The sequence below is a fragment of the Pseudomonas sp. LBUM1646 genome (assembly GCF_059716165.1).
On sequence record NZ_CP166810.1, the window covers coordinates 5,274,306 to 5,285,751 of the forward strand.

An 11,446-nucleotide genomic window follows, 5' to 3' on the forward strand; every position below is an offset into this window, starting at 1 on the left:
TATCTCTTGGAGCGAGACTTAACCGGCGAGTTTCAAACCGTGTTTAAGCCACCAGGCTTGAGCCTGTTGAGCCAATTCGTCGACGCTGTGATTCGAGGCGTCCAGCGCCAGTGTCAGGGGTTCGCCCACCGGAGACTCCAGGGTGGCGAACTGACTGTCGATCAGGGTTGACGGCATGAAGTGGCCCGGACGGTGGGACACACGCTCGGCGGCGACTTCAGGGGTCAGCTCAAGGAACACGAAGCCCAGGCCCGGCAAGGCACTGCGCAACACTTCGCGATAGCTGTGTTTGAGGGCCGAGCAGGTCAGCACCGGGCGTTCGCCCTTGGCGTCAACGCGGCGCAGTTCGACGCACAAGCTGTCGAGCCAGCCAGCACGGTCTTCGTCGTTCAGGGGGATACCCGCGCTCATCTTTTCGATATTGGCGGCAGGGTGGAAAGTGTCGCCTTCAATGGCAGTCGCGCCGCTGAGCTGGCACAAGGCTTCGCTGACGCAAGTCTTGCCACAACCGGCAACGCCCATGATGACCAGGGCGGTGATGGGATGATTCATGAAACACCTCAGCGCGCAGACAGCGCTACCTTTGCTACGTGAAACTCTAGAGCAAAAGCAGAAGTTGCCGACGCCTTTTTGTCATTTTTGTGGGTTGCAGCATGTTCGTTCACAAAGCTAAAAAGCGAGGATCAGGCAAAACTCGCTTACGCATTTGCAGCTGCTTCGGGACAGCGCTACCTTAGTGCCTTGAATTTTGTTTGGCAAGCCGCCCCGATGACCACCCCTAAAAACGATAAAAATACGCGCACCACTGGCCGCCCTACCCTCAACGAAGTTGCACGCCTGGCCGGCGTCAGCCCGATCACCGCCTCCCGGGCCTTGCGCGGTGTCAGCACCGTGGCCACCGAACTGGTGGAAAAGGTCCAGAAAGCCGCGCTTGACCTGAACTACGTGGTCAACCCCGCCGCCCGCGCACTGGCCTCGGCTCAGAGCCATTCAGTGGTGGTGTTGGTGCCGTCGCTGTCCAACCTGCTGTTCATCGACACCCTGGAAGCCATTCATCAGGTTTTGCGGCCCAAGGGCTTTGAAGTGCTGATCGGCAACTTCCACTACTCGCGCGATGAAGAAGAAAACCTGCTGCGCAACTACATGGCCTATCAGCCACGCGGCTTGCTGCTGACCGGGTTCGACCGCACCGAAAGCTCGCGGCGGATGATCGAGGCGAGCAACATTCCCTGCGTGTACATGATGGAACTGGACAGTGCTGCGGGCCTGAACTGCGTCGGCTTCTCGCAACTGGCCGCCGGCGAAACGGCAGCCGAACATTTGTTGTCCCGTGGGCGTAAGCGCCTGGCCTACATCGGCGCGCAACTGGATCAGCGCACCTTGCTGCGTGGCGAAGGTTTCCGCAAAGCCCTACAAAAATCCGGTTTGTATGACCCGGATCTTGAAGTGCTGACTCCGCGTGCCTCCTCCGTCGGTTTGGGCGGTGAGTTGTTCCTGCAACTGCTGGCCACTCATCCCGATGTCGATGCGATCTTCTTCGGCAACGACGACCTGGCTCAGGGCGCATTGCTTGAGGCCATGCGTTGCGGGATCAAGATCCCCGAGCAGGTGGCGATCCTCGGCTTCAACGACCTGCCCGCCTCGGCACACATGGTGCCGCGCCTGAGCAGCATCAGCACCCCGCGTGAAGCCATTGGCCGGCGTGCGGCGGAACAGATGCTGACGTTGATGGCCGGCAATGCGGTGGCCAAACCGGTGCAGGACATGGGGTTTGAGTTGAAGGTGCGTGAGAGTACTTGATGTAGCGAGAAAGACTCGCGAAACACGTTCGTTGTAGCAGCTGTCGAGCACCGCGAGGCAGCGTTCGGCGGCGAAGCCGTCGTAAACCCTACACCCACGGTCTACCTGACACACCGCGTCGCCTGATTTTGCGACGGCTTCGCCGCCGAACGCTGCCTCGCGGTGCTCGACAGCTGCTACAAAGGTTCTGTGTTTAGTCTTGTGGATCGAGGTTATTCAGTGCCCGATTCACCGCCATTTCCGCCGACAGGATGATCTGTGCAATGCCCAGCGCGGTGTTGCGATGAGGGTTGTCCAGAAAGGTCGCGAAGTCATTGATCATGACAGTGGCTGAAGCCAGGGATTCGCAGGCGTGGGCCAGCAGGGCTCCGTTGTTGAGGTCCGCCGAGATGCTGAACATCGGGCTGATTTTGCGCGGCGGATTGGGGGTTGGTTTGAACATGATTACGCTCCTAGAGTCATGGAGCTGCCACGAATTCGCTGCTAGACGAAATAAGGTGACAGCCGTGCGCGGGCTAGCAGACCGGGACTCTAGAGACCGGTAGACCCGAAGGTCTTCCCACGCACAGCCGCCATAACGTGAACAGATCACGGACAGAGGACGCTGTGCGTCTAAGTACCCAGGCTGCTAGACCCGGTCGCTGCATTGGCAGCGACCCGGAAACGATAAAGTCCGGGCACCAGACGCACAAGCCGGCGGATTCTGGCGTAGTTGTAGGCAATGGAGCAAGAAGCTGTAGCCTTTGGAAACCTGCCGAAACTGCTTTCCTACAGACCCCCTTACATGATCGTTCCCACGCTCCGCGTGGGAATGCAGCCCGGGACGCTCCGCGTCCCATCCAAAGCCGAACGCGGAGCGTCCGTTGAGGCATTCCCACGCAAAGCGTGGGGAACGATCATTCGCCAGACATGAGTCCGACGAAGGCCAATGCCCCTTTCTGCAACGGCTGGCTCTTGAGCCATACCGCATGCACCGGCAACACCAAACCATTCTCGATGTTCCTGAAGCTCAGGCGCTTGAGCCTTCCGGCATCGAGCAAAGGCTGCACCACTGACAGCGGAAAGTTGCCCCAGCCCAACCCGGCCTCGACCATTTCCAGCGCAGCGCCCAAGGTGTCGGTGCGCCAGTAGGATTCAGCCACTAACGGCCGGGTTTCGCTGATCGGCAAATCACGGCTGGCAACGACGATTTGCCGCACATGCACCAAATCTTCCAGATACAAATCCTGTCCCTGAAACAGCGGATTGTCCGCCGCCAGCGTGGCGATCATCCGCTCCGTGCCGACAAACTGAAAACGCTCCAGCACGTTCATGCTCAACCCGGCAAACGCCAGGCATACGCTGACTCGACCGCTGTGCAGCAACGCCAGCACATCATCCTGCGGCGCGCTAAGCACTTCGATGTCCAGCAGCGGATGACGTTCGGCAATGACCTTGAGTGCCGCCATCAATCGACTCTTGTCGATGTCCGCCACCACCCCGATCGACAACGTGCTTTCCAGCCCCAGCGACAACTCAATCGCGTGCACCTGCAACTGCTTGAGCTGTTCAAAAATGAGCCGCGCATGGGGCACCAGAGCGCTGGCCATGGCGGTCGGTACCGGTTCGCGATGGCTGCGGTCGAACAGCGGATAACCCAGCTCGGCTTCAAGATTGCCGATGCCCATGCTCACCGCCGACGGCACTTTGCCCAGCGCCCGAGCGGCGGCGGAAAACGAGCCGCGCTCGATCACCGCGAGAAACAATTCGATGCTGTCGCTGTTGAAGTTCATCCGCCGTCCTATCAATAAAACTGAAAGCTACTGACTTTTTCTGTCACCCCTATTGAAGCTATCTTTCGACGCCTTCGCCAGTGCTGCTGGCTCAAGTTCGCAAGAAAGAGGCAAAACCCCATGCAAGGCGTTAAACGCAAACTGGTCTATGTGTCGCTATATGAAGTGATCGGCATGACCTTCTCGGCCCTCGGCCTGGCGCTGTTGTCCGGCACTTCACCGGGTAGCACCGGTCCGCTGGCGGTGATCATTACCACCCTCGCCGTGACCTGGAATTTCATCTACACCTCGCTGTTCGAACGCTGGGAAAGCCGCCAGCTTTCGCGCACCCGCACCGTCAGACGGCGCATCGCCCATGCCGTGGGTTTTCAACTAACCTTGATTGTATTCCTCATCCCGTTGATCGCTTGGTGGATGAACATCAGCCTGGTGCAGGCCTTTTTGCTGGACTTGGCGCTGATCCTGTTCATCCCGTGCTACACCTTCGCGTTCAACTGGTTGTTTGATCGCACGTTTGGTTTGCCAGCGTCGGCGCTGCCGGATCCCGCTTAGTGGTAGATTCCCGAGGCGTCGATTCGCTAAAGGAGTAGCTCCATGGAACATGCACTGAAGATTCTCGGCAAGGCTTCGTCCATCAACGTCAGAAAAGTCCTTTGGACTTGTGAAGAGCTGGCCGTTTCCTACGAGCGTGAGGATTGGGGCAGCGGTTATGCCTCGACCCACAGCCCCGAGTTCACCCGGCTCAACCCCAACGCCCAGGTGCCGGTGATCATCGATGACGCCGGGGTGTTGTGGGAATCCAACACGATTTGCCGTTACCTGGCGGCCAAGCACCACAACCACGAACTGCTGCCCAGCGAACCGGCAGCGCGTGCGCGGGTTGAGCAGTGGATGGATTGGCAGGCCACCGAACTCAATCGGTCCTGGGGTTATGCGTTTACCGCGTTGGTGCGCAAGGATCCGGAATACCAGGACCCGCACCAGATTGCCGTCGGAGTGAACGACTGGAACTACAAAATGAGCATCCTTGAGCAGCAGCTCAAGACCACCAAAGCCTACGTTGCCGGACCCCGCTTTACGCTGGCGGACATCGTGATCGGGCTGTCGGTGAACCGCTGGCTGATGACGCCGATGGAGCGGCCGGACTTTCCCGCTGTCGACGAATACTTCCAACGACTGGCCCAGCGTCCGGGGTTTCTGAAACACGGCTGCAACGGTTTGCCATAGCGCCGGACAAACGCCCCTAATGCCCATCAGTTAAGAAAACCTCATGCCAAACACACTCTTTGTAGCAGCTGGCGAAGCCTGCGTTCGGCTGCGCAGCAGTCGTGAAGTCAGCCGATGCGCTTCTTCAGAAAAATCGCGCGCTCAGGTTTTACGACTGCTGCGCAGCCGAACGCAGGCTTCGCCAGCTGCTACAGATCGCTACGGCTTAATGGACTGGCATTAGCCCCAACCCCCTAAAAAAGAGAGACTCATGAACGGACTCAACGTACTGCTGACCGGTGCCTGCGGCAGAATCGGCAAAACCTTTTTCGAAGCCTCGAAAGATCGTTACACCTTCGTACTGACTGACCGCGTCGAGCCTGACTTTCCGGTTGAGGCGCCGCACCGTTTCGTACGCCTGGACATGGCCGATCCCAAGGCAATGGAAGCAGTGCTCAAAGGCATCGACGTCATCGTCCACCTGGCCGGCATTCCCCACGCCACGGCGACTTTCGATGAACTGTTGCCCAACAACATTCTGGCCACCACTTACCTGTTCGAAGCGGCGGTGGCGGCCGGTTGCAAACGACTGGTGTTCGCCAGCAGCGCGCAAACCATAGAAGGCTACCCGGTGGACCGGCAGATCACCCCGGGCATGCAGGTGATGCCGGCCAATCTGTATGGCGTCAGCAAATGTTATGGCGAAGCGTTGTGCGCGTTCTATGCCGCCAAACGCGGGCTCTCGACCATCGCCATCCGCATCGGCGCTTTCGAATTCCCGGACCGCCACGAACTGACCAACGCCCGCGACTTGAGCGCCTGGCTCAGCCCGCGTGATGCCGTGCAATTGCTGCAACGCTCGGTGGAAGTCGAAGGCGTGCAACACCTGATCGCCCACGGTATTTCCAACAACCGCTTCAAGCGTCTGGACCTCAGCGAAACCACGCGGGTGTTGGGTTATTTGCCAGTGGATGATGCATTTCGCGAGTTTGATATTCCGATCGCGCCATAAACCCTTAAAACCTGAGCCGTTCTTGCAATAACTCAGCGAAACTCGTCACAACGCCGCAAAAATTCACAATCATTGATTTCCGATAGCAGGCTAAGCTTCCCGCTCAACAAGAATCGGATCAGCCCATGCCTGCTCACCCCCCCGCCGTCGCTCAAGCAGACGGCATCGACCCTGTTCGTGCCGCTCAGATCTCCGCCCGCATCGATCGACTGCCTGCCGTTTCCACGATCTGGAAACTGGTGGCATTGCTGTCGATTGGTGGTTTTTTCGAGCTGTATGACCTGTTCCAGACCGCCTACATCAGCCCCGGCCTGATCCGCGACGGCATCTTCGCCACCGGCAGCCAGGGTGTGCTCGGTTTCTCCGATCAGGCCGCATTTGCCTCGGCAACCTTTCTTGGGTTGTTCCTCGGCGCGAGTCTGCTAAGTCCCTTGGCTGACCGCTTCGGTCGCCGGGCAATCTTCACATTTGCGTTGATCTGGTACACCGTCGCCACCGTGGCCATGGGCGTTCAGAGTTCGGCGCTGGGCATTATCTGCATGCGCTTTCTGGTGGGCATCGGTCTGGGTATCGAGCTGGTGACCATCGACGCCTACCTCTCGGAACTGGTGCCCAAACGCATGCGCAGTTCGGCGTTTGCCTTTGCGTTTTTCGTGCAATTCCTATCGGTGCCAGCGGTGGCGTTGATGTCCTGGTGGCTGGTGCCGCAGGCGCCGTTCGGGGTGTCGGGCTGGCGTTGGGTGGTGTTGGCCAGCGCGGTGTTTGCGCTGTTCATCTGGTGGCTGCGCTCACGGTTACCGGAGTCGCCGCGCTGGTTGGCCCAGCATGGACGTTTCGACGAGGCCAGCCGGATTCTCGATACCATCGAAGCACGCTGCGTGAAGGATCAGGGCAAGGCGCTGGACGAGCCGGAACTGGCGGCGGTGGACGTTCAGGGCACCGGCCGCTTCGCCGATATCTGGCAACCGCCCTATCGCCGTCGGGCGTTGATGCTCATCGTCTTCCACGTGTTCCAGGCCATCGGTTTCTTCGGTTTCGGCAACTGGTTGCCGGCGCTGCTGTCCGGCCAGGGCGTGAGCGTGACGCATAGCTTGATGTACGCCTTCATCATCACCCTGGCCTACCCGCTCGGGCCATTGCTGTTCGTGAAGTTTGCCAATCGCTTCGAGAACAAGTGGCAGATTGTTGGCTCAGCCCTCGGCGCCATGACCTTCGGTACGTTGTTCGCGCTTCAGACCAGCGCGGTCGGGCTGATCGTCTGTGGGGTGATGATCACCTTCTGCAACGCCTGGCTGAGCTTCGCCTACCACTCCTACCAAAGCGAACTGTTCCCCACCAACATCCGCGCCCGGGCGGTGGGCTTCTGTTATTCGTTCAGTCGCTTGTCGACGGTGTTCAGCAGTTTGCTGATCGGGATCTTCCTCGAACACTTCGGCACGCCGGGGGTGCTGGCGTTTATTGTCAGCAGCATGCTGATCGTGATGATCACCATCGGTTACTTCGGGCCAAGAACCCGCAACCTGGCGCTGGAAAATATCGCTCACCGCTGAAGCGGTTGCCGTCTGCCGCCCAGCGGCAAAACCTGACCGCCGCCGCTGCCGAATCGCCCCGCAAACCGGGCGTTTGCGCAGCGGCACGCTAATTGCTCCTACAGACTCAACAGCAATTACCTACAGGTTTATCCATCATGTTGGTCAATGCCCACAAAGCCGCAATCATTCAACAGACCCAGCGCACGGACATGGACCCGACCACGGCCGCCGCCAGCGCGCTGTACAGTGGTTTGATCCAGAACGCGCAAAACACCGTGGCGCAAATCAAGCAGGACAGCACCAACGCCCAGTCCTCCGGCCTGACCTCCGCCACCCAGCAAGTCAGCGCGGCGAGCACCCTCAGCGACAACGTTGATGAAGCGTTCGCGAAAACCCGTGTGGCCCTGCAAGCCTCTGTCCCGGACGATAGCAAAACCAAGTCCACCGACAGCGCCGCCATGACCGACTTCAAGGACTACATGAGCAAAACGCCGGAACAGCGGCTGCGCGACAGTATCCTGAAAGAGATGGGCATTACCGAAGACCAATTGAAAGCCATGCCGCCAGCGCAACAACTGGCCGTTGGGAAAGAGATCGCCGAGCGCATTCAGGACAAGATGAAACTGGCGCAGGCTGACAAGGAAAATGGCGCCACTGAAAAGGATGATGGACCGCAAGTGGTCGACAAGTTTCTCGCTTCGCTTTAACGGCTAACAGCGCATTTGTAGGAGCGAAGCTTGCCGGAGAAAGCGTTCTTGAGGACGCCTTCGCCGGCAAGCCTGGCTCCTACAAGTACATGCCGTGATCAGTTCAGTTGCAGGGTCGAGCTGAACTGACTGATCGCATCCACCACATGCCGCGACCCTTGCTGTATCTCCAGAATCACCTCCCCCGCCTCGTTCGCCAGTTCCACGCCTAAACCGGTGCGGCTCAAGCTCGATTGCATGCTCGATACCGCGCTCAACGACAAGTCATGGTTCCTGCGCACCACGTCGACAATCTCCAGCGTCGCCTGGCTGGTTCGCGCCGCGAGGCTGCGCACTTCATCGGCCACCACCGCGAACCCGCGTCCATGCTCCCCGGCCCGGGCCGCTTCGATGGCGGCGTTGAGCGCCAGTAGGTTGGTTTGATCGGCAATGCCACGAATGGTCTGAACGATGGTGCCGATGATGTCGGACTGCTTGCTCACCGCATCAATGCTCAGTGCCGCTTCGTTGAGGTCGCGGGAAATGTCCTGGATGATCTGCACCGTTTGCTGAACCACCAAAGAACCTTTCTGCGCACAGGCGTCGTTTTGTACCGAAGTGCTGTGGGCCGATTCTGCGGCGGTTTGCAGGGTGGTGACCTGCTGAGTGATGTCGCTGGCAAACTTCACCACTTTGTACAACCGGCCCTTGCTATCGAACAGCGGGTTGTAGGAAGCCTCCAGAAACACCGTATGACCGTGCTTGTCCTTGCGCTCGAAACGGTGCGAGTGATATTCGCCGCGATTGAGTGAGGCCCAGAACGCTTTGTACTGCGGCGACTCGGCTTCGGCGCGGTGGCAGAACAGGCTGTGGTGCTGGCCCACCACTTCGTTGAGCGAGTAGTGCATGGTTTTCAGGAAGTTGTCGTTGGCGGTAACAACGCGACCGTCCGGGGTGAACTCGATCACCGCCATGGACCGCCCGATGGCCGCCAACATGCTCTCCTCTTCGTGCTCTTTATAGATTCGATCGGAGATGTCCGAGGCCACTTTCATCACACTTTTAACTTGGCGATCGGGTCCGAATACCGGCATGTAACTGGCCTCCAGCCAAATCTCCCGCCCGGCCTTATTCAAGCGCAGGAACGTGCCACTGACCGGTTCGCCACGGGCCAGGTCACGCCACAACTTGGCGTATTCCTCGCTGCGATAAAACGCTTCTTCGCAAAAGACGCGGTGATGTTTGCCGCGCACTTCTTCGGCGCTGTAGCCCATGGTGGCGCAAAAGTTATCGTTGGCATCGAGCACGATGCCTTCAGGGCTGAACTCGATTATTGCCATCGAGCGACTGACGGCCGCCAACTTGGCGTTGGCCTCGGTCAATGCGCCATTAAATCGCTCGAGCTCCAGCAGGTCAGCCTTGTGATGTAGGTTAAACATGGTTCTATCACCTTAAGCGCGATCTTTTGATTGATGAAAGTTGTTGGTCTTTCAAGATCCACCACTACGTTCCATGGAACAGGCACACGCATCCCGCCATCGGCAGGATTTGTCAGGTGATAAATGATGTTCAATCGGAGAGTCCGTGCAGCAACGCTCTTATCAAGACATCCTTCTCTTGATAGCCCGGTCGGGCCAACCCTAACGTTTTGCTAAGTAACTCCATTTACGGGACAACTCCTTGTTGTTCAGTGTCGGTGCCTTGGGTTGCGCACTCTGGGGTTATTTCAGGAACTGGTTTTGGCGGGGCGCCGACTTTCATATGGCGACCGACATGATTAGTTACGAGTCAGCATAGTCAGCGCAATCAGGGACGCAAGGCCACTAGTCGGCCAGTATTGAGGACAAAATCGGTTCAGCACCCTGCGCCAGCGAGCATGCCCAACAGCGCCTGCACCGCTGCCGACGGTTCCTTGTGTGCGGCCATTACCAAGGCAAATTCGCGATTGATCTGCGGTGTCAGCGGAACAATCCTCAAACCTTGGCGATTGCTTGGCAGCGTCATCTCCGGCACCACGGTCACGCCGATGTTTTCCCGCACCAGAGTGAATGCGCTGCTCCACTCGCGAACCTCGGCCCGCACATCCAGCAATTGCAACCCGGCTTCGGCCGCCAGACTGCGGGCATTGGTCGAACAACCGCCCGTGGCCAGGACAAAAGGTTGCGTCACCAGTTGCGCGAGGCTGATGCCTTCTTCGTTTGCGCCGCGTGCCAAGGGGTGGCCGCCGGGCAGCACCGCCACCCAGGCATCGCGCCCCAACAGCGCAGCATTACGTTCGGGCGCCGGGTTCAGCGCTACGCCGATGTCCACCAGCCCGGCTTCGAGCAGGGTTTCCACTTCGTCGTCGCTGACTTCCAGGGCCACCACCTGAATGCCGGGATAGAGCCGATTGAACTGGCGCAACAGCGGCGGCAGAAACGTGGCCAGCACCATGGGGAAACTGGCCAGGCGAATGCTGCCGCGCTGCACATCCCTGGCGGCATCGGCGGTGCTGCGAATGATCTCCAGGGCGCCGAGCATGGTGCGCGCCTGCTCGATCACCGGCAGGCCGATGGCGGTCGGCAGGGTCTGGCGGTTTTCCCGGCTGAACAGTTGAACGCCCAGGGTTTCCTCAATCAGCGCCAGCGCCTGGCTGGCGCCGGATTGGGTCATGCCGACCCGTTCGGCCGCCCGGGTGATGTTGCCGGTATCGGCCACTGCCACCACCATTCGCCAATGCATCAGATTCATCATGGCAGTAGCTTTCCTTATGGCGGTTTTCTGAAAGATTAATTTTACGAAGCCCGGCGCGCACTATGACACTGGCGTAAATCCCCAGCCAGAGCCCTGCCCATGAAGTTGTATTACGCCCCGCAAGCTTGCTCGATGGCGCCGCACATAGTGTTGCGCGAGCTCGATCTGCCCTTCGTCTTGATTCGTGTCGATAACAGCACCAAGCAAACCGCCGCCGGAGAGGACTTTCTTGCCATCAACCCCAAGGGTTACGTCGCGGCGCTGCAATTGGACGACGGCCAGGTGCTGACCGAAGGCCCGGCGATCCTGCAGTACTTGGCGGACCTGCGGCCCGAGGTGAATCTGGCGCCGGCGAACGGGACTTTCGAGCGAGTGCGGTTGCAGGAATGGCTGAACTTCGTCTCGACCGAGATCCATGGCGGGCTCGGCTGGCTGTTCAATGCGCAGTTTCCCGAAGAGGTGAAAACGCTGATCAAGGCAAAACTGTTCAAGCGCTTTGCGGTGTTGAGCCAGACGCTGGAGCGGCAGGATTATTTGCTGGCGGATGGGTTCAGTGTGGTGGATGCGTATTTGTTTACGGTGTTGCGTTGGGCGGTTGGGTTTGGAATTGATTTGAAGCAGTGGCCGGCGTTGGCGCAGTTTCAGGCGCGGGTTGATGCGCGGCCAGCCGTGAAGGCGGCGTTGGCGGCTGAATTGGTGTAAGGC

At 59.1% G+C, this 11,446-nt stretch carries 12 protein-coding genes and 1 pseudogene; 7 read left to right on the forward strand and 6 right to left on the reverse strand.

The annotated features are described in order from the left end of the window. Window positions 1–18: 18 nt before the first annotated feature. Complete coding sequence (locus ACA071_RS24030; protein WP_497641417.1) at window positions 19–552, reverse strand: gluconokinase; 534 nt, start codon at window positions 550–552, stop codon at window positions 19–21. 216 nt (window positions 553–768) lie between these two features. On the opposite strand from ACA071_RS24030, the gene gntR reads away from it, so the two are divergent. Further along, window positions 769–1,800: an HTH-type transcriptional regulator GntR gene (gene gntR, locus ACA071_RS24035; protein ID WP_497641418.1), complete on the forward strand. Its 1,032-nt coding sequence runs from the start codon at window positions 769–771 to the stop codon at window positions 1,798–1,800. Between the two features lie 193 nt (window positions 1,801–1,993). Here gntR and ACA071_RS24040 read toward each other — a convergent pair whose 3' ends face one another. Continuing rightward, complete coding sequence (locus tag ACA071_RS24040; RefSeq protein ID WP_497641419.1) at window positions 1,994–2,242, reverse strand: DUF6124 family protein; 249 nt, start codon at window positions 2,240–2,242, stop codon at window positions 1,994–1,996. 454 nt (window positions 2,243–2,696) lie between these two features. Further along, window positions 2,697–3,572, reverse strand: coding sequence for a LysR family transcriptional regulator (locus ACA071_RS24045; protein ID WP_497641420.1), 876 nt, complete (start codon window positions 3,570–3,572; stop codon window positions 2,697–2,699). 120 nt (window positions 3,573–3,692) lie between these two features. On the opposite strand from ACA071_RS24045, the gene ACA071_RS24050 reads away from it, so the two are divergent. From ACA071_RS24050 to ACA071_RS24070, 5 genes are all read left to right on the forward strand, one after another. Then, on the forward strand, window positions 3,693–4,124 hold the full coding sequence (locus ACA071_RS24050; protein WP_497641421.1) for a PACE efflux transporter: 432 nt from the start codon (window positions 3,693–3,695) through the stop codon (window positions 4,122–4,124). A 42-nt stretch (window positions 4,125–4,166) separates the two neighbouring features. Next, window positions 4,167–4,799 (forward strand): glutathione S-transferase family protein, encoded by a 633-nt coding sequence (locus ACA071_RS24055; protein WP_497641422.1) that lies wholly within the window; start codon window positions 4,167–4,169, stop codon window positions 4,797–4,799. 250 nt (window positions 4,800–5,049) lie between these two features. Continuing rightward, entirely contained in the window at window positions 5,050–5,790 is a 741-nt protein-coding gene (locus ACA071_RS24060; protein ID WP_497641423.1) for an NAD-dependent epimerase/dehydratase family protein, read from the forward strand. Between the two features lie 125 nt (window positions 5,791–5,915). Continuing rightward, window positions 5,916–7,340 (forward strand): MFS transporter, encoded by a 1,425-nt coding sequence (locus ACA071_RS24065; RefSeq protein ID WP_497641424.1) that lies wholly within the window; start codon window positions 5,916–5,918, stop codon window positions 7,338–7,340. Between the two features lie 137 nt (window positions 7,341–7,477). Continuing rightward, on the forward strand, window positions 7,478–8,029 hold the full coding sequence (locus ACA071_RS24070) for a hypothetical protein (protein WP_497641425.1): 552 nt from the start codon (window positions 7,478–7,480) through the stop codon (window positions 8,027–8,029). Window positions 8,030–8,127: 98 nt separating this feature from the next. On the opposite strand, the gene ACA071_RS24075 is transcribed toward ACA071_RS24070, so the two are convergent. The 3 genes and pseudogenes from ACA071_RS24075 to ACA071_RS24085 all read right to left on the reverse strand — a co-directional run bounded on the left by ACA071_RS24075 (window position 8,128) and on the right by ACA071_RS24085 (window position 10,741). After that, complete coding sequence (locus ACA071_RS24075) at window positions 8,128–8,697, reverse strand: methyl-accepting chemotaxis protein (protein WP_497645377.1); 570 nt, start codon at window positions 8,695–8,697, stop codon at window positions 8,128–8,130. After that, a pseudogene (locus ACA071_RS24080) lies at window positions 8,671–9,447 on the reverse strand (PAS domain-containing protein); the annotation flags it as partial. The pseudogene ACA071_RS24080 and the gene ACA071_RS24075, both read right to left, overlap by 27 nt. A gap of 415 nt (window positions 9,448–9,862) precedes the next feature. After that, the gene (locus ACA071_RS24085; RefSeq protein ID WP_497641426.1) at window positions 9,863–10,741 is read right to left on the reverse strand and encodes a LysR family transcriptional regulator; all 879 of its coding nucleotides are present in this window, start codon (window positions 10,739–10,741) and stop codon (window positions 9,863–9,865) included. A gap of 99 nt (window positions 10,742–10,840) precedes the next feature. Between ACA071_RS24085 and gstA the strand changes: the two genes are divergently transcribed. After that, the gene (gstA, locus tag ACA071_RS24090; RefSeq protein WP_497641427.1) at window positions 10,841–11,443 is read left to right on the forward strand and encodes a glutathione transferase GstA; all 603 of its coding nucleotides are present in this window, start codon (window positions 10,841–10,843) and stop codon (window positions 11,441–11,443) included. The last annotated feature ends 3 nt before the right edge of the window (window positions 11,444–11,446 follow it).